Origin of the sequence: Streptomyces mesophilus, from assembly GCF_040300965.1 — a bacterium.
Lineage (GTDB): Bacteria > Actinomycetota > Actinomycetes > Streptomycetales > Streptomycetaceae > Streptomyces > Streptomyces mesophilus_A.
This window is the reverse complement of sequence record NZ_JBEPEW010000154.1, coordinates 1-18,088: the sequence shown is the minus strand read 5'-3', so window position 1 is coordinate 18,088 and position 18,088 is coordinate 1. Positions and strand designations below refer to the sequence as shown.

18 protein-coding genes and 1 pseudogene are annotated in these 18,088 nt (G+C 72.3%); 13 read left to right on the top strand and 6 right to left on the bottom strand.

Annotation, left to right across the window (positions count from 1 at the left end; genetic code table 11):
• The 3 genes and pseudogenes from ABT367_RS34665 to ABT367_RS34655 all read right to left on the bottom strand — a co-directional run.
• A pseudogene (locus tag ABT367_RS34665) lies at positions 1-558 on the bottom strand (amidohydrolase); the annotation flags it as partial.
• Positions 558-2,147, bottom strand: coding sequence for a glutamine synthetase family protein (locus ABT367_RS34660; protein WP_352257260.1), 1,590 nt, complete (start codon positions 2,145-2,147; stop codon positions 558-560). The pseudogene ABT367_RS34665 and the gene ABT367_RS34660, both read right to left, overlap by 1 nt.
• Before the next feature lie 16 nt (positions 2,148-2,163).
• Complete coding sequence (locus ABT367_RS34655) at positions 2,164-3,699, bottom strand: ATP-dependent DNA ligase (protein ID WP_352257259.1); 1,536 nt, start codon at positions 3,697-3,699, stop codon at positions 2,164-2,166.
• Positions 3,700-4,052: 353 nt separating this feature from the next.
• Between ABT367_RS34655 and ABT367_RS34650 the strand changes: the two genes are divergently transcribed.
• The 13 genes from ABT367_RS34650 (at position 4,053) to ABT367_RS34590 (ending at position 15,934) form a co-directional block, all read left to right on the top strand.
• Positions 4,053-4,493, top strand: coding sequence for a ribonuclease domain-containing protein (locus ABT367_RS34650; protein ID WP_352257261.1), 441 nt, complete (start codon positions 4,053-4,055; stop codon positions 4,491-4,493).
• Positions 4,490-5,044: a barstar family protein gene (locus tag ABT367_RS34645; RefSeq protein WP_352257258.1), complete on the top strand. Its 555-nt coding sequence runs from the start codon at positions 4,490-4,492 to the stop codon at positions 5,042-5,044. Before ABT367_RS34650 ends, ABT367_RS34645 begins: the two co-directional genes overlap by 4 nt.
• A gap of 63 nt (positions 5,045-5,107) precedes the next feature.
• Positions 5,108-5,650 (top strand): FABP family protein, encoded by a 543-nt coding sequence (locus tag ABT367_RS34640; protein ID WP_352257257.1) that lies wholly within the window; start codon positions 5,108-5,110, stop codon positions 5,648-5,650.
• 79 nt (positions 5,651-5,729) lie between these two features.
• Positions 5,730-6,647 carry an LLM class F420-dependent oxidoreductase gene (locus tag ABT367_RS34635; protein WP_352257256.1) on the top strand — a complete coding sequence of 306 codons (918 nt, stop codon included), beginning with the start codon at positions 5,730-5,732 and terminating at the stop codon, positions 6,645-6,647.
• Positions 6,648-6,736: 89 nt separating this feature from the next.
• Positions 6,737-7,477 carry a response regulator transcription factor gene (locus tag ABT367_RS34630; protein ID WP_352257255.1) on the top strand — a complete coding sequence of 247 codons (741 nt, stop codon included), beginning with the start codon at positions 6,737-6,739 and terminating at the stop codon, positions 7,475-7,477.
• Positions 7,474-9,075, top strand: a complete 1,602-nt coding sequence (locus tag ABT367_RS34625) for a sensor histidine kinase (protein WP_352257254.1) — start codon at positions 7,474-7,476, stop codon at positions 9,073-9,075. Before ABT367_RS34630 ends, ABT367_RS34625 begins: the two co-directional genes overlap by 4 nt.
• A 158-nt stretch (positions 9,076-9,233) precedes the next feature.
• Positions 9,234-9,770, top strand: a complete 537-nt coding sequence (locus ABT367_RS34620) for a hypothetical protein (RefSeq protein WP_352257253.1) — start codon at positions 9,234-9,236, stop codon at positions 9,768-9,770.
• Positions 9,767-10,957, top strand: a complete 1,191-nt coding sequence (locus ABT367_RS34615; protein WP_352257252.1) for a peptidoglycan-binding domain-containing protein — start codon at positions 9,767-9,769, stop codon at positions 10,955-10,957. The genes ABT367_RS34620 and ABT367_RS34615 overlap by 4 nt, the downstream gene beginning before the upstream one ends.
• Positions 10,954-11,643, top strand: a complete 690-nt coding sequence (locus ABT367_RS34610; RefSeq protein WP_352257251.1) for an ABC transporter ATP-binding protein — start codon at positions 10,954-10,956, stop codon at positions 11,641-11,643. Before ABT367_RS34615 ends, ABT367_RS34610 begins: the two co-directional genes overlap by 4 nt.
• Complete coding sequence (locus ABT367_RS34605) at positions 11,640-12,848, top strand: ABC transporter permease (RefSeq protein WP_352257250.1); 1,209 nt, start codon at positions 11,640-11,642, stop codon at positions 12,846-12,848. The genes ABT367_RS34610 and ABT367_RS34605 overlap by 4 nt, the downstream gene beginning before the upstream one ends.
• 176 nt (positions 12,849-13,024) lie before the next feature.
• Entirely contained in the window at positions 13,025-14,467 is a 1,443-nt protein-coding gene (locus tag ABT367_RS34600; RefSeq protein ID WP_352257249.1) for a GuaB1 family IMP dehydrogenase-related protein, read from the top strand.
• Between the two features lie 79 nt (positions 14,468-14,546).
• Positions 14,547-15,440, top strand: a complete 894-nt coding sequence (locus ABT367_RS34595; protein WP_352257248.1) for an IclR family transcriptional regulator — start codon at positions 14,547-14,549, stop codon at positions 15,438-15,440.
• Complete coding sequence (locus ABT367_RS34590) at positions 15,437-15,934, top strand: GNAT family N-acetyltransferase (protein WP_352257247.1); 498 nt, start codon at positions 15,437-15,439, stop codon at positions 15,932-15,934. The genes ABT367_RS34595 and ABT367_RS34590 overlap by 4 nt, the downstream gene beginning before the upstream one ends.
• A 75-nt stretch (positions 15,935-16,009) precedes the next feature.
• Here the strand turns inward: ABT367_RS34590 and ABT367_RS34585 are convergent, their stop codons facing one another.
• From ABT367_RS34585 to ABT367_RS34575, 3 genes are all read right to left on the bottom strand, one after another.
• Positions 16,010-16,789, bottom strand: a complete 780-nt coding sequence (locus tag ABT367_RS34585; RefSeq protein ID WP_352257246.1) for an MBL fold metallo-hydrolase — start codon at positions 16,787-16,789, stop codon at positions 16,010-16,012.
• 43 nt (positions 16,790-16,832) lie between these two features.
• Positions 16,833-17,828: a GDSL-type esterase/lipase family protein gene (locus ABT367_RS34580; RefSeq protein WP_352257245.1), complete on the bottom strand. Its 996-nt coding sequence runs from the start codon at positions 17,826-17,828 to the stop codon at positions 16,833-16,835.
• The coding region (locus ABT367_RS34575; protein WP_352257244.1) for an SDR family oxidoreductase at positions 17,825-18,088 on the bottom strand (264 nt) is incomplete at its 5' end. The genes ABT367_RS34575 and ABT367_RS34580, both read right to left, overlap by 4 nt.

Here is an 18,088-nt window from a genome sequence, read left to right as displayed (position 1 = left end):
CCAGCGGGCGAGCGCGTCCTCGACGGCGCGGCGCCCGGGTGGCTCCGGCGGCATGTCGAGGCCGTGCCGGTAGGCGACGACGGATTTGAATCCGGCCGCCGTGCGCGCCGCTTGTGCGATCCGCCGGTCCAGTACGGCCAGGAACTCCGCGGGGTCCTTGGCGGCCGCGGCGGTACGTTCCGCGAGGTGTTCGAGGCGCACGATCTCGCGAGCCGTCGCGCCGCTCAGCCCGGCCAGCTCCTGCGGAGTCGTGAGGTCGCCGGGCAGGCCCGTGTCGACGTAGAACTCCGCGATGCCCGCGGCCGTCAGGAGCCGGCGCGCGACTTCCTCGGCGCCGAGCTTCGTCCGTTCCCGGAGGTAGACATCCGGGTCGCAGTGCGGGTCGAGTCCGAGCAGCGGTGGGCAGAACCGGCGTACGGCGAAGCCGAGTTGGGTGTCGAAGAAGCTGGTGCCGGGCGGGGCCGGGTCGGGGGATTCGGTCAGAAAGGCCTCGAAGCCGTCCCGGGTGAGGTCCTTGCGGACGATTCCGTGGCAGTGGTGGTCGACGAGCAGCGGCATCAGTAGCGGTTCCTCGTCGCCTCGGCGAGCTCCTGTGCCGGTACTCCGTCGAAGAGCTTCACCTCTGCCGTCCGTACGGCGATCACCGCGTCGGACAGTGCGTCCCCCAAGGCCTCGCGCAGCACGGTGGAGGACGAGAAGGCGGCGACGGCCTCGGTGAGGGAGGTCGGCAGCCGGTCCTTGTCCTGGCGTACCGGGTCGCCGGAGACCGGGGCGGGCAGGGCGAGTTGGGCGTCGAGACCGGCGAGGCCCGCGGCGATCACCGCGCCCACGACGAGATAGGGGTTGGCCGCCGGGTCGAAGCACTTGATCTCGGCGTTGGCGGTCCCGGGGACGCCGGGCTCGCCTGTGGCGCTCGCCTCTCCACGCTCGCTCGTGGCGCTCGTAGCGCTCGTAGCGCTTGTGGCGCTCGTGGCGCTCGGGTCGATCGGGTCGCCGGGCTCGCCCGTGGCGCCCGGCTGTCCGGCGATGAACCGCAGTGCGGCCTCGCGGTTCTCCAGCCCCCAGCAGCGGTATGCGCCCGCCCACCGGGAGGGCTGCAGACGCAGATAGCTCGCGGGGGAGGGGGCGCCCAGGGCGAGCAGTCCGGGCAGCGCGTACAGGACGCCGGAGAGGAAGGCCTCGCACTGGGACGTCATCCCGAACGGGCCGCCGCCGTCACCGCACAGGTTCCGTCCGTCCCGCCACAGGCTCAGATGCAGATGGCGGCCGTTGCCGACCGAGTCCGCGTCGATGGCCGGGCCGAAGGACGCGGTGAGTCCGTGCCGCAGGGACACGGCGCGGATCGTCTCGCGTACGAGCACGGCCTCGTCCGCCGCGCCCACCGGATCCGTGGGCGCGAGCGAGACCTCGAACTGGCCCTGGGAGTACTCGGGATGCAGCTGCAGGACATCTAGGCCTTGGGCGCGCAGGGCGGTGTGGAGGTCGTCGAGGTACGCGGACAGCTCCACGACGCGTGCCATGCCGTAGGCCGGTCCGGCGCAGGCGGGGGCGCCCTCGCGCGAGACCACCCACTCCGTCTCGTATCCCATGCACAGCTCGATGCCCTGCTCGGCGGCCCGGCGCACCATCCGCCGCGCGAACAGCCGCTGGCACGCCTCGTACGGGCGGCCGTCCTGGTGGTAGCGGTCGACCGGTGCCCAGGCCCAACCGGGCTGCCCCGCAAGGACGGTGAGCCGGTCCGGATCGGGGCGCAGCCGCAGGTCGCCGTCGGGGCCGCCGATATGCCGGCTTGTGGTGGCCGAGTCGTCGACGAGGTAGACGTCGAAGACCGGCGACATGCCGACCCCGCGCTCTGCGGCCCGGTGGAAGCGGGACAGCGGCACGGTCTTCACCCGGGTGATGCCCGCGACGTCCACCCAGGTCAGGGCCACGGCGTGGACGCCCGCCTGTTCGAGGTCCGGGCGGTGCACCTCGGTGAGTTCGGCGTCGAAGGGCTCCGAGTGGGCGCCGTGCCGGCCGTACCCGGCGCCGGTCGGACCGCCGTACTTCTCGGACCCGCCGTGCGCTCCGAACTCGTCCGGTCCATCGAACTCGTCGTTGAGCGCGTTCGCGTGACGCCAGGCGTCGTCCGGTGTCCATCCGCCCATGTCGCCGCCTCCCCCGTCAGCGCCGCAGCGCAAGCACCGCATCCACGGTGTCCGCCTCCGCGGCCGTCTTGTCCTCCCGGTACCGCACCACCCGGGCGAAACGCAGGGTCACGCCTTCCGGGTAGCGGGTCGAACGCTGTACGCCGTCGAAGGCCACCTCGACCACCAGCTCGGGCCGCACTTTCACCGCCCAGCCGTCGTCCTCGACCGCCAACTCCTGCAGCCGTTCCGTCTGCCAGGCGAGGACCGCGTCGGTCAGGCCTTTGAAGGTCTTGCCCAGCATCGCGAACGAACCGTCCGCACGCCGCGCCCCCAGATGCAGATTCGACAGCTTTCCGGTGCGCCGTCCATGGCCCCACTCCGCTGCGAGCACCACGAGGTCCAGGGTGTGCACCGGCTTGACCTTCACCCAGGACGCCCCGCGCCGCCCGGCGCTGTACGGGGCGTCGAGCCCCTTGACGACCACGCCCTCATGCCCGCGCACCAGGGTCTCGTCCGCGAACGCCCGTGCTCCTTCGCGCAGTTGTACGTCGTCGGGGTCGGGCACTTCGTACCGGCGGACCCGCCGCGGTTCGGGTGAGATGCGGACCAGCTCGGCGTGGCGTTCGCGGGCGGGCATATCGAGCAGATCGCGGCCGTCGACGCCCAGGAGGTCGAAGAACACGGGGAAGAGGAGCAACTCGGCCTGGGCGCCCGGGATGTCGAGCTTGGAGCCCACGCGGCCCGCGATGTCCTGGAAGGGCATCGGGCGGCCCTCGGGGTCGAGCGCGATGACCTCGCCGTCCAGAACGGCCCGCGTGGCCGTCAACTCCTGCGCCGCCGCGACGACTTCGGGCAGCCGGTCGGTGATCTCGTCGAGGGTGCGGGTGAACACCCGTACGCTGTCGCCGTCGCGATGGACCTGGACCCGGATGCCGTCCAGCTTCTCCTCGACCGCGCAGGCGCCGACCATGTCGATCGCCTCGTCCACGTCCTTGGCGGTCTTGGCCAGCATCGGCAGGACCGGGCGGCCCACGTCGAGCCGGAAGGCGTCGAGTGCGGCCACACCGTCCGCGATCAGGGCCTGGGCGACCGTGTCGAGGCGGCCCGCGAGCATCACGGCCCGGCGTACGACAGCGGGCTTCGCGCCGTAGGCGGCGGCGAGACCGTCCACGGCCAGGGCGTCGAGGGCGCCCTGACGCAGCTCGCCGCCGATCAGGCCGAACAGGAACCGCTGCTCGCCCTCCGTGGCGGCGGTGAGCAGCTCGTGCAGCAGCCGTTTGCGCTCGGCCTGGGCGCCCTTGCCCGCGACGGCCGCGATGCGGCCGAACGTGGCGTGCACGCCCTGCACGGTGAGGGTCGCGGTGGCGGCCGGCTGCTGCTTCTCGCGGAACGCCGTCCAGCCCACGTTGATCTTCCGCTGAGGCAGTCGCCCCGCGAGATACGAGACGACCAGCGGAGCCTCCTCGGGCGCCATCCGCCCGAACAGCTCGGCGAGCAGTGCGGTCTTCTCCTTGCGTGCGGCGGTGGCGGCGATCTCCCGCGAGGTCCTGGCCACGTCGGCGAACAGCATGTCTTCATCGTGGACCAGCGGGGCGTGGGGCGCAGGTGTTCGGTGGATGCCGGGCGGTCGTCGATGCGGGGCCGTGTCGGGGTCGGTACGGGGGCGTGTTGGGGCCGGTACGGGGGCGTTCCTGCGGCAGTTGGGGGCGGTGTCGGCGTTGGTACAGGGATGTTTCGACGTCGGTACGGGGCGTTCCAGCGTTGGTACGGGGCAGTGTCGACGTCGAAACGGGAGCGTTCCTGCGTCGGTACGAGGGCGTTTCGGCGGTGGTACGGCGCCGTGTCGGCGAGGGTGCGGGGGCGTTCCGTCGTGAGGCGAGCGCCGAACGGCGCACCCTCGCCGAGCGTGGCAGCATCGGCCGCATGTACCCCAGGCGCCGCCCCGCAGCCCTCCGTCTGCTCGTCGGTGCGTTGTGCGCGCTGCTCCTGGTGGGGTGCTCGTCGGACACGGGTTCCGGGCCGGACACGGCCCCCCGGCCGTCCGCGACGCGCTCGCAGCAGGACGGGGCTCCCGCCTGGGCCAAGGGCTTCGTCACCGTTCCCGAGGCGTCCCTGCCCGCCGAGGCGCGGCAGACGCTTCGCCTGATCGACGCCGGCGGGCCCTTCCCGTACGACAAGGACGGCGCGTACTTCGGCAACTACGAGCGGATCCTGCCGCGTCAGAAGCGCGGCTACTACCGCGAGTACACGGTCCGTACTCCCCGCGAACGCGATCGCGGCGCGCGCCGTATCGTGACCGGCCGGGGCGGGGAGTTCTTCTACACGGACGATCACTACGACACGTTCAAGGCGGTCCTGCGATGACACGCGGCTCCAGCGCAACCGGCGACGGGTTCGACGGTCCGGACGGCGGGCCCGTCGGCCAAGGCGAGGAATCCGGCGCGCAGAGCGGGCTCTCCGACGGTGTGGGCGAGGGCTCCGGCGGTCGGGGCGAGGGCTCCGGCGCGCAGAGCGGGCTCTCCGACCTTGTGGGCGAAGGCTCCGTCGTTCGGCGCGGGGAGGCCGGCGGTCCCGCGGGCTGTCCGCCCGGGCAGTGGGCGGGCCGGCCCGAGCCCTTGGCGGCGCTCGTCGAGTCGGCGCGCGGCTCCGCCGTCCCGCTCCACGTCCTCGACCTGTCCGGTGTCACGGACAAGTCCGCGTTCCTGGCGGCCTGCGCCCGGGTCCTCGCCTTCCCCTCCTGGTTCGGCCGCAACTGGGACGCCCTGGCCGACTCCCTGAGCGACCTGGCCCCGGGCACGGTCGTGGTGGTCTCGGGCTGGCGCGCGTACGCCGCGGCGCGGCCCGAGGAGTGGGAGACGGCGCGGGAGATCCTCGCCGAGGCCGTACCCCTCACGGCCCTCCTCACGTTGGAGTGAAGCCGGTGCGGGTCCGCGAAGCCCTACGCTTCCCGGGACGACCGCACTCCGAGGAGCGATCACGTGCCCGACCATGTCCCGTCCTACCCGTACGCCGAAGCGACGAGCCCCGACCAGGCGCCCAAGACCCATGAACTGCTCAAGCCCGCGCTGTGGCTGCTCGGGACCTGGCGGGGGAGGGGGCGCGGCACCTACCCGACGCTGGCCGAGGACTTCACGTATGCGCAGGAAGTGACCTTCTCGCACGACGGCCGGCCCTTTCTGCGGTACGAGGCGCGGGCCTGGCTGATCGACGGGCAGGACGGGCCGCTGCGGCCCGCCGCGCGGGAGAGCGGCTGGTGGCGGGTGCAGCCGGACGGGCGGGTCGAGGCGCTGATCACGCAGCCCACCGGGATCACGGAGATTATGGTCGGCAGTGTCGGCGAAGGGCTCGCCGAACTGGCTTCGCACACCGTGGCGCTGACCCCAACGGCCAAGGATGTGACCGCGACGCGTCGCCGCTACACCCTCGCCGAGGGCGCGACCCTGGACTTCGTCCATGACCTGGCGGCCGTCGGGCAGCCGCTCCAGCACCACCTCGGAGCACAGCTGAACAGGGCGGGCTGAGCTCCGCCGATCGTGCGGCCGAGGTCCACCGAGGTGCACGGTACTGACAACTGACGCCCCGTCAGTTACGGTCTGGCGCATGTTCTTCTCGCTGGGGCTTCCGACGCACAGGGTGGACGCAGGCGCCGATCTGATCGGCGCCGATGCGGTCATGGAGATGGCGCGCGCCGCCGAGGCCGCGGGTTTCGACGCGGTCTTCGTGACCGACCACCCCTTCCCCGGCGACGCCTGGCTCGCGCGCGGAGGGCACCACACCCTCGACCCGATGGTGACGCTGTCCTTCGCGGCCGCCGCGACCCGTCGACTGCGCCTGCACACCAACCTGTTCGTGCCCGCGTACCGCAATCCCTTCGTCTCGGCGAAGATGATCTCGACCCTTGACGCACTCTCCGGCGGCCGGGTCATCCTCGGGGTGGGCGCGGGCTATCTGGAGCCGGAGTTCGAGGCTCTGGGCGCGGACTTCGCCGAGCGCAACGACCGGCTCGACGAAGCGCTGCGCGCCATGCGGGCCGCGTGGAGCGGGGAGCCGGTGCGCTTCGAAGGCTCCGGATACGCGGCCGCAGGCAACACCATGCTGCCCAGGCCGGTGCAGGAACGGATACCGGTGTGGATCGGCGGCAACAGCAGACGGGCGATCCGCCGCGTCGTGGATCTCGGCGACGGCTGGCTCCCGATGCCGGCCCCGGCCAAGGCCTCCAAGACCCTGCGCACGCCCGGCATCGAGAACCTCGCCGACCTGCGGGACCGGCTGGACTACCTGCGGGAGTACGCCGCGTCGGTGGGCCGCGCCGACCCGGTCGACGTCACGTTCATGCCGCGAGGGCTGAGCATGTTCTCCGGCGGGGCGCTCGACGCCGACGCGATCGTCGAGGATCTGGCCGAGCAGGCCGACGCAGGCGTCACCGGGGTCACGGTCGCGCTGCCCGCGGGTACGCGGGGCGAGTTCCTGGAGCAGGCGGCCGCGTTCGGCGAGCTGGTCATCTCCCGGGCCGAGTAGGGCGGCTTCCGGGTCGGAGGCCGAGGCGGGTCCGCCGGCAGCCCGACGGCTCCCAGGTTCCTCTCAGATTCGTGCGCTAGGCATGGGCCGTGTCCCCTTCCCCGCGCACCGAACCCGCCTCCTCGGCCGTCTTTGCGACGGTGCTCGTCGTCGACGACGAGCCGAACATCCGTGACCTCCTGACCCAGACGCTGCGCCTGGTCGGCTACGACACCGTGGCCGCCGCCACCGGACAGGAGGCGCTCGCGGCGGCCCGCACCGCCGGGCCCGCGCTGGTCGTCCTCGACGTGATGCTCCCGGACCTCGACGGCTTCGAGGTGGCGCGCCGGCTGCGTACCACCGGGCAGGACGTGCCGGTGCTCTTCCTCACGGCCAAGGACACCGTCGAGGACCGCATCGAGGGACTGACCGCGGGCGGCGACGACTACGTCACCAAGCCCTTCAGCCTGGAGGAGGTCGTGCTGCGGATCCGGGCCATCCTGCGCCGTACGCAGGACGGTCCGGTCGCGGACGACGCACCGCTTCGCTGCGCGGACCTGGAACTCTTCGAGGACGCGCACGAAGTGCGGCGCGGCGGGCAGGCGGTGGAGCTGTCGCCCACCGAATTCGGCCTGCTGCGCTACCTCCTGGAGAACCAGGGCCGGGTCGTCTCCAAGGCGCAGATCCTCGACCGGGTCTGGTCGTACGACTTCGGCGGTGACAGCCGCATCGTGGAGAGCTACGTCTACTACCTGCGCAAGAAGCTGGACGCGGCCGGCGGGCCGCAGCTCATCCACACGCTGCGCGGCGTGGGGTACACGCTGCGGGCGCCGAGGGACACGGACCGATGAGGCGGCCCCGGCGCCGGCGGCACTGGACGCTCCGCTCCCGCCTGGCGCTGACCGCCGTCGCGCTGACCGCGGTCGGGCTGCTGGTCGCGAACACCGCAGGACTGCTGCTCCTCGACAACTATCTGCTGAAACGGGTCGACCGACAGCTCACCGTGCCGTCGGCGACGGCCGGTTCGACGGCGGGCAAGGGGACGCTCGACGAACAGGCCCTGCAGCGGCTGCTGTCCGCGCTGAAGGAGCGGGACGGCCTCGCCGACCTGCTCAGCGAGCGTTTCGGCGCGCAATCGCGGATCTACTTCTACGCGGCCGACGGCGCTCGCGTCGCCTACCCGGCCGAGTCCGAGGCCCCCGGGCCCGTACTGCCGTCCGCGGACGAGCTCGCCGGGCGCACGGACGGCCCGTTCACCGTGCGCGGAGAATCCGGCTCGGACTGGCGGGTGAACGTACGCACGCTGCCGGACGGGGGTGACACCGGCGTGGACGAGGGTGACACCACCACGGCCGGGGGTGACTCCACCACGGCCGGGGGTGACGCCACCACGGCCGGGGGTGACACCACCATGATCGTCACGGCGGTGTCGCTGGCCGAAGTCGAGGCCATCGCCGACCAGTTGCTGCTCATCGACGCTGCGGTACTCGCCGCGGTCCTGGCACTCCTCGGGCTGCTCGCCGCACTCCTTGTACGGCTGGGGCTCAGGCCGCTGACCCGGATGGAGGCCACCGCACAGGCCATCGCGGCCGGCGACTACACCAGGCGCGTGGCCGATACCGATCCGCACACCGAACCCGGCCGGCTCGGCCGGGCCGTGAACACGATGCTGGCCCGCGTCGAGTCCGAGATCACCGCCCGTACGGACTCGGAACACCGGCTCCGCCGCTTCCTCGCCGATGCCTCGCACGAGCTGCGCACCCCACTCACCTCGATCCGCGGCTTCGCCGAGCTGGCCCGCCGCGGCGGTGATCCCGCCGACGCACTGCACCGCATCGAGGCCGAGTCCGCGCGGATGGCCGTCCTCGTCGACGAGCTGCTGCTCCTGGCGCGCCTGGACGAGCAACGCGCCCCGGAACACCGCCTGGTGGACCTGCGGGAACTCGCCACCGAAGCGGTCGGTGCCCTGCACGCCGCAGCTCCGGGCCGGGTGGTGCACCTCCGTCCGCTGGACGACTCCAGGGACACCCTGATCGGTCCGCTCGAGGTGTCGGGCGACCCACTTCGGCTGCGGCAGGTGCTGGGCAATCTGCTCGCCAACGCCGACCTCCACACCCCGCCCGACGCTGTGATCACCGTACGGCTCGGTGCGACGGGCGCCGCGTACGGTCCGGTCGCGTCCGCCGTCGGCGAAGGGCCGCCGCAGGGAGCTCCGGCCGCGGTGGTGGAGGTCGCGGACACGGGTGACGGCGTCCCGCCCGAGCACGCCCCGTACGTCTTCGAACGCCTCTACCGCGCCGGCACCGCACGCAACGGAGCGGGCGCCGGTCTCGGACTCTCCATCGCGGCGGCCGTGACCCGGGCACACGGCGGCCGGCTCGAACTGCGGGCGGGCGAGGGGGAAGGGGCGGTCTTCCGCGTCGTCCTCCCTCGAACTCTGCCCGGGTGAAGGGGCGCTCCCCGACTCCGAGCTCCCCGACTCCCAGCTCCTCGACTCCCAGCTCCTCGACTCCCAGCTCCCTTTGAGGCGGGCCGGGGCCTGCTCTGAACCTGCTCCGCCAGCATCGCTCCCGTCGGCCCCACCCACGAGGAGCACCCATGAAACCCATGAAACCCATGAAAAGGACGACCCTGGCGGCTCGAGCCGCCGCACTGCTGGTCGCGGCCCTGCTGTTGAGCGGCTGCGGCGGTTCGGACGAGGGATCACAGGTCGCGTCGGTGAACGACGCCAAGTCCCCGTCCGCCGCGGGCAAGGCCGACGAGGCCGAGCAGGCGCAGGAGTTCGTCACCTGCATGCGGGACAACGGCGTCGAGATGGCGGACCCCGACCCGGCGACCGGCAAGCTCGATCTGGAGGGTGTCGTCGGCGGCGGAGCGGACCGGGAGACGCTGACCAAGGCGATGGACGCCTGCCGCGACAAGGCCCCGCAGTCCCTGCAGGACGTGGGCGGCAAGCCGGACGCGGAGCAGCTGGAGGCGATGAAGAAACTGGCCGCCTGTATGCGGAAGAACGGCGTCGAGATGGCGGACCCCGGCCCCGAAGGCTTCGAACAGGGCTCCCTCACCGTGGACGACCCCGATTTCGAGAAGGCCATGGACGCGTGCCGCGACCTCCTCGGCGCCATTCGCGGGGGCGCCCAGTGACGACCGGTCAGGGACGCCAGGCACCGTCCGATCAGGGACGCCCAACACCGCCCGACGAGTCCGATCAGCTGGTCGCCGACCCGGGCGAGGAGACCTCCCCGAGTCCTCGGCGGCGCCATCCGCTCCGTACATCCGGCCTCGTTCTCCTCGCGATCACCGTCGCGGCGGCGGGCGTGATGGCGGCGACCGGCGCCTTCGGCGGCGACTCGGGCGAGCCGGCCGCCACGTCCCCGACGGGCCCGCCGAACACGACCGAGGTGCGCCGGACGACGCTCACCCGTACCGAGTCCGTCGACGGCAGCCTCGGCTACGGGACGGCCGAGCCCGTCACCGCCACGGGCTCCTCCGGCATCCTCACCTGGCTGCCCGAACAAGGCGCCGTGCTCAAGCGCGGCAGCACCGTCTACAGCGTCAACGAGCAGAAGACACCGCTGCTTTACGGTTCCACGCCGCTCTACCGTCCGCTCGCCGCCGGTGCCGATGGCAAGGACGTGGCGATGCTGGAGGCGAACCTCGCCGCCCTCGGCTACGGCGGCTTCACCGTCGACGACACCTTCACCGAGGGCACGGCGCAGGCGGTACGGGACTGGCAGGACGACCTGGACCGCGAGGAGACCGGCGAGGTGGGGCCCGGCGACGCGGTCGTCGCCACCGGGCAACGCCGGGTCGCCGAGGTCAAGGCCACCCGCGGCGGCGCGGCGGCCGGGCAGCTGCTGATGTGGACCGGTTCCGCGCGCATCGTCTCCGTGGAGCTGGAAGTCCGGCACGAAGACCTGGTCGAGAAGGGCACGCAGGCGACCGTCGCGCTGCCGGACGGCACCAGCGCCCCGGCCGTCGTCGACGAAGTGGCCGCCGCGGCCACCGCGGCCCCGGCCCCGACGGGCGGTACGGCGGCGGTGGAGGACGCCACCCTCGCCGTCACGTTGACGGTCAAGGACCAGAAGAAGCTCGGCCGTTACCAGGCGGCCCCGGTGGACGTCACCTTCCGGGCCGAGACCCGTGAGGACGTACTCGCCGTCCCGATCAACGCCCTGGTCGCCCTGCGCGAAGGCGGCTACGCGCTGGAGACGATCGGCGCCAAGGGCATCGCGTACGTCCCCGTCGAGCTGGGCATCTTCGCCGGCGGCATGGTCGAGGTGTCCGGGCCCGGCGTCAAGGACGGGCTCGTCGTGGGGGTGCCCAAGTGAAGGCGCCTCTCGTGGAGTTGGCATCGGTCACCAAGACGTACGGCACGCTCGCCGCCCTCGCCGACGCCGACCTCAGGGTCCGGCGCGGCGAACTCCTCGCCATCGTCGGCCCGTCCGGCTCCGGCAAGTCCACGCTGCTCAACATCATGGGCACGCTGAGCCGCCCCACCCACGGCCGCGTCCGGATCGGCGGACACGCCGTCGAAGAGCTCGGCGACCGGGAACTGTCCGCGCTGCGCGCCACCCACATCGGCTTCGTCTTCCAGCAGTTCCACCTCGCTCCCGGCGTGCCCGCTCTCGACAGCGTCGCCGACGGGCTGCTCTACACCGGCCGCCCGCGCGCCCTGCGACGCCGCCTCGCCGAGCGGATGCTGCGCCGCGTCGGCCTTGGCGCCCGCCTCCACCACGAACCGCACCAGCTCTCCGGCGGCGAGAAACAGCGCGTCGCCATCGCCCGAGCGGTCGTGGGCGACCCTCCGCTGCTGCTCGCCGACGAACCCACGGGGGCCCTCGACTCGGCCTCCGGGGCCACGGTCATGGAGTTGCTGCACGAGCTGCACCGCGCCGGCACCACCGTCGTGATCATCACGCACGACCGGGACATCGCCGCCGCCTTGCCGCGCGAAGTGCGGATCAAGGACGGCCGGATCGAGCACGACTCGAGCCTCGAGGCGGTACGCGCATGACGGTCACCGCACCACGCCTCACACCCGCCCGCCTCAGCCCCGCCGATGTCCTGCGGGTCGGTGGATCAGGGCTGCGCTCGCGACCGCTGCGGGTGTTCCTGTCCGCCCTCGGCATCGCGATCGGCATCGCCGCGATGATCGGCGTCGTGGGCATCTCCGCGTCCTCCACCGAAGAGCTGGCCCGCAAGCTCGACGCCCTGGGCACCAACCTCCTCACCGTCTCGCCGGGCCAGAGCTTCGGGGGCGGGGAGGCCCATCTCCCGGACGAGGCCGTGGAGATGACCGCCCGCATCGGGTCCGTCGAGTCCGTCACGGCCATCGGCAGGACCGACGCGAAGGTGTACCGAAACGACCGGGTCCCCCCGGCGGAGACGGGCGGCATCGGCGTCTACGCGGCGCGCCTCGACCTGCCGGGCACGGTCGGCGCCGGTGTTGTCCAGGGCCGCTGGCTCAACCGGGCCAACGCCGCCTACCCCGCGGTCGTCCTCGGCCCCAAGGCCGCGGAACAGCTTGGCGTGTCCCGCGCCGGCGACGACGTCCAGGTGTGGCTGGGGGAGAGATGGTTCACCGTCGTCGGTCTGCTCGCACCCAACGAACTGGCCCCCGAACTCGACGCCGGCGCCCTCGTCGGCTGGCCCGTGGCCGAGGCGGAGCTCGGCTTCGACGGCCATCCGACCACGATCTACACCCGCGCCGCCCCCGCGGCGGTCACCGACGTCCAGTCGGTACTGGGCGCCACCGCCAACCCGCAGGACCCCACGGCCGTCGAGGTCTCCCGGCCCTCGGACGCGCTGGCGGCCAAGGAGGCCACCGACGACGCCCTCGCGGGACTGCTCCTCGGGCTCGGCGGTGTGGCCCTCCTGGTGGGCGGTGTGGGTGTGGCCAACACCATGGTCATCTCCGTCCTTGAACGCCGCGCCGAGATCGGGCTCCGCCGCTCCCTGGGAGCCACCCGCGGCCAGATCCGTATCCAGTTCCTGTGCGAGTCCCTGCTCCTTTCCGCCCTCGGCGGCCTGGGCGGAGTCCTCATCGGCATCGCCGTCACCACCGGCTACGCCACCTACCAGGGCTGGCCCACCGTGGTCCCGCTCTGGTCCATGGCCGGCGGCGTCACGGCCACGCTCGTCATCGGCGGCCTGGCCGGTTTCTATCCGGCGGTCCGCGCGGCCCGGCTGCCTCCTACGGAGGCGCTGGCGGCTGCGTAAGGGGGAGGCGCCGGTGGCCGGAGCGGGCCACTGGCTGATCACACGAAGATCCTCCGCAAGCCCTGGACGATCCGCCCGGGCAGCGGATCGTCCAGGTCATGGGAGAATGAAGTACGTGCGTTTTGCCTCGGCACACCTGCTCGAGGTCCCCTCCGATCGACTGGGATGTTCTGCACGTGCGTTTCCTCAATGACATCAAGCCGCCGTACGACCTGACGTACGACGATGTGTTCATGGTGCCGAGCCGCTCCGCCGTCGGCTCCCGGCAGGGTGTGGACCTCTCGTCCCCCGACGGCACGGGCACCACGATTCCGCTGGTCGTCGCCAACATGACCGCGATCGCGGGACGCCGTATGGCCGAGACCGTGGCCCGCCGTGGCGGCCTCGTGGTCATCCCGCAGGACATCCCGATCGAGGTCGTCACCGAGGTGATCTCGTGGGTCAAGACGCGTCACCACGTGCTCGACACCCCGATCACCCTGGCCCCGACCCAGACCGTCGCCGACGCCCTCGCGCTGCTCACCAAGCGCGCGCACAACGCCGGCGTCGTCGTCGACGAGGACAACAGGCCGCTCGGTGTCGTCACCGACGAGGACCTCACCGGCGTGGACCGCTTCACGCAGCTGTCCGAGGTCATGTCCAAGGACCTGCTGCTTCTCGACGCGGACATCGACCCGCGCGAGGCCTTCAACAAGCTCGACAACGCCAACCGCCGCTACGCCCCCGCCGTGGACAAGGACGGCAAGCTCGCCGGCATCCTGACCCGCAAGGGCGCGCTGCGCGCGACCCTGTACTCGCCGGCCGTCGACGCAAAGGGCGGCCTTCGGATCGCCGCGGCCGTCGGCATCAACGGCGACGTCGCGGGCAAGGCCAAGCAGCTGCTCGACGCCGGTGCGGACACGCTCGTCATCGACACGGCGCACGGCCACCAGGAGTCGATGATCGAGGCGATCAAGAAGGTGCGCGCGCTCGACCCGCAGGTGCCGATCGTCGCGGGCAACATCGTCGCCGCCGAAGGCGTCAAGGACCTCATCGACGCCGGCGCCGACATCATCAAGGTCGGTGTCGGTCCCGGCGCCATGTGCACCACCCGCATGATGACCGGCGTGGGCCGCCCGCAGTTCTCCGCGGTCCTGGAGTGCGCGGCCGAGGCCAAGAAGTACGGCAAGCACGTCTGGGCCGACGGCGGTGTCCGTCACCCGCGTGACGTCGCCATGGCGCTCGCCGCCGGTGCGTCCAACGTCATGATCGGCTCCTGGTTCGCCGGTACGTACGAGTCGCCGGGCGACCTCCACGAGGACGCCCACGGCCGTCTGTACAAGGAGTCCTTCGGTATGGCCTCCGCGCGTGCCGTGAAGAACCGTACGTCCGAGGAGTCCGCCTACGACCGCGCCCGCAAGGCGCTGTTCGAGGAGGGCATCTCCACCTCGCGCATGTACCTCGACCCGCAGCGCCCGGGCGTCGAGGACCTGATCGACTCGATCATCGCCGGTGTCCGCTCCTCCTGCACCTACGCCGGTGCGGGCTCCCTCGCGGAGTTCGAGGAGAAGGCCGTCGTCGGCATCCAGTCCGCCGCCGGTTACGCGGAGGGCAAGCCGCTGCACGCCAGCTGGAGCTAGTCCGCGGGCTCCGGTCCGGTGGAGCCCGAGGCGTAACACCTCTGTTCACGGCCCTGATCGTCTCCGTACGATCAGGGCCGTGGTACGTCCAGCTCTCGCCGCAGGCCGCGCGCTCGCCGTGCTCGACTACTTCGCGGCGCATCCCGAACAGTCGTACACGCTCAGCGAGTTGAGCGACGCCCTCGACATCAATCTCGCCTCGCTGCTCTCCGTGCTCCAGGCGCTCACCGACGCCGGCTATCTCGCGCGGCATCCGCAGCGCAAGACATACGGCCTCGGGATGTCGGTGGTGGCGGTGGGGCATGCGGCCCTGACCCGGCACCGGGTGGTCGACCGGGCCCGGGGCGAACTGCGGTCCCTGGCGGCCGCGTCGGGTGCCCAGTACGTGGTCAGCGCGGTCGCGGGCGACAGCATCGTGATCCTGGCCGTCGAGGGCCGTGGGCGGGCGCCCGACGTGTGGGCGGGGATGCGGCTGCCGCTGCTGCCTCCGGTCGGTCAGGTGTTCCTCGCCTGGTCGGGCGCGGGTTCGGGGGAGATTCGGCGCTGGCTCGACCGTACGTCCGTGGGCGCTCCGCTGACCGGTCATCTCGACACGGCGATGGCGGTGGTACGGGAGCGGGGCTGGTCCGCGAACCGTGACACCCTCGCGCGGCGGGCCCTCGGCGAGGCCCTGGCCCAGCTGGCCGATGCGCCGAGAAGTGAGGAACTCCGCTCCCTCGTAGCCGAGTTGGTGGTGTCGCTCGGTGACGACTACGAGCTGCTCACGGTGGAGCCGGGGGAGCGTTACCGCCTGACGACCCTGTCGGCGCCCGTCTTCGATCAGCACGGTGCGGTGGCGCTCGCGCTCACGGCGACCGGCCTGCCGGAACTCGACGGCGTACGGGTCCGTGAACTGGCCGGACAACTCACCGCGGTGGCGGGCGTGTTGGGTGAGGAGATCGGCGGGAGGCCACCGGTACTGTCGGCCGGGTGAAGATCATCGCCTGCCGTGCCGAGGACGTCGTACTCCTCGATGAGCACCTGCCGTCCGCCAGTGCCGACTCCCATCACTCCGCCCGCTTCGCGCGGCAGCAGGCGGGAGAGTCGACGTATCTGCTCGCCTGGCGGGACGGGATCCCGGCCGGACACGCCGAGGTGCGCTGGAACGGGTGCGCGGCGCCCGAAGTGCGGACGGCGGCCGGAGGCTGCCCGGAGATCAACGGGCTTGCGGTGGCAGGGCACTTGAGGTCGCAGGGCATCGGCAGCGCCCTGGTCCGCGCAGCCGAGGACCTGGCCCGAGAACGCGGCCTGCCCGCGATCGGTCTCGGCGTCGACGAGACCAATGCGCGGGCGGCCGCGCTGTACGAACGGCTCGGGTACCGGCCCGTCGTGCGGTACGTGGACCGCTGGGCCTATGTGGACCGGGGCGGGCTGCGGGTGGAGTGCGCGGACTCCTGCACGTTCCTGGTCAAGGAACTCCGGGCCTAGCAGAGGCTTCTGCCGGGCCTGGCAGGGCTTCTACCGGCCCTGGTGGGGGCTTCCGCCAACGTCTGACAGGGACTTCTAGGGCTGGATGACGGTACGACCGCCCGGCGGCAGCAGACGCAGCCGCTCGCCCAGGCCGCGCTTGTCGAAGGCCGGGGCCAGGGTGTCGCGGCCCTCGGTGAAGTGGGCCCACTGCTCGAAGTGCACCGGTACGACCGTGCCCGCGCCCAGCAGCTCGGCCGCGGCGGCCGCGTCCTGGCTCGACAGCGTCAGATGGGCGCCGGGCACCACGGGGGTCTGCGCGGCGCCCGCGAAGAGCACGGCCACGTCCACGGACGGGAAGCGGCCGGCGATCGAACGGACCACGTCGAGCGAGGAGTTGTCGCCGCTCACGTACACCGTCGGGAGTCCCTCGCCGGACAGGACGAAGCCGAGCACCGGGCCGGTGAGCGGCTCCGAACCGTCCGGGCCGTGCTGCGCGGGCACCGCCGTGACGGTGAGGGTCCCCCCGTCCGGGCGGGCCACCTCGGTCGTCTCCCACGGGGCGAGCGCCCGCACCGGATCGCCGAGACGCTCGCGCGCGGCGGCCGTCGACAGCGCGAGGGGCTGACGGGCGAGCCATGTGCGGCCCTCGCGGTCCAGGTTGTCGGGGTGCTGGTCATGCGAGAGCAGCACCGCGTCGACCAGGCCCACCTCCTCCGGGTCGAGCCCGGGACTGCCCGTCTTGACCAGCTTGCGCGCGCCGATCGGGTACTCGCCGGGCGGATCGAACGTGGGGTCGGTGAGGAGGCGGACCCCGGCCAGTTCGAGCAGGGCCGTGGGGCCGCCGAGATAGGTGACGGTCAGTGCTTCAGTCATGGACGGATCATGCAACTGCCGTACTGAGCCGGTCCAATGGGATTCACATGCCGGTACCGGGCGCCCACCCCCTCAGAGCCTCCGTGACCCCGTCCCTCAGAGCCTCCGTGACCCCGTCAGCGATCAGCCGGTGCCCCTCGTCACCGGGATGGACGCCGTCGACGAGGTGTTCCGCACCGATCAGCCGCGCGCCTGACAGCACCCGCAGGTGCTTGTCGGGCGTGTCCGCCACCGCGCGCTCCTGGGCGGCCCGCAGGCCGCCGAGGGTCGCGCCGAGGGCGTTGGGGGAGTGCTCGGCGTCCGGGCGTACGACCGGCGAGACGATCAGGATCGGCACGTCCGGGTGGGCGGCCCGCACGATGCCCAGGAACGCGCGCGTCGTCTCGTACAGCAGCTCGGCCGAACTCGGCGTACGACTCCAGCAGTTGGTGCCGAAGGCCAGGGTGATCACCGCGGCCGGCAGGGAGGCGAGCTGCTGCGCCGAGGCGAGTTCGCCGCGAGCGGCTCCCGCATAGCCGAGGTTGACGGTGTCCAGGCCGAGTGCCCGTCCGACGCGGGCCGGCCAGGCCAGATGGGGGCGCGAGGTCGTCCAGCCCTCGCTGATCGAGTCGCCGTGGACCAGCCAGCGCGGCCGGGTGGGCGCGGGGTTCAGCGTGCCGCTCACCGGATGCACCGAGTGCACCACCGGACGCAGCACCTCCGGCAGATGGAGCGTGAACTCCCCGTCCAGCGGAGCCTCCAGGCGTACGACCTGGTTCCGCCCGGCCTCCGCGGCCGCCTCGGCCACCACCTGCTCGCCGCTCAGGAGCGTGAACACGGGCTCGCTGCCGCGATACGAATCGGCGAGCAGCGGCGGCTCACCGGAGTACGTCACCTCGACCGCCGAGCAGCCCCGGGCCACGAACTCGTACCGCACCCCGGCCGGCACCGTCGCCCGTTCCCAGGTGTCCAGGGGCAGACGGTCACGGTCGGCGGGATCCGCGCGTACGGGAGCACCCTCGTCGGACAGCCAACTCACCCCGCGCAGCCAGTCGTTCACTTCGCACCGCCGATCGTCGGATACGGGAACTTCACACCCACCCCGCCGTCCACCACCAGCGTCTGGCCCGTGACGTACGAGGACAGCGGGGAGGCGAGGAAGAGCAGCGCGGAGGCGATGTCTGAGGTCTCGGCGACCCGGCCGAGCGGGGCGTTGGCCGCGTTGCGGGCGCGGCCCTCCTCGCCGAGCAGGCCGGCCACGCGCGGGGTGCAGACGACCCCGGGCGCCACCGCGTTGACGCGGACACCCCCCCCCCCGGA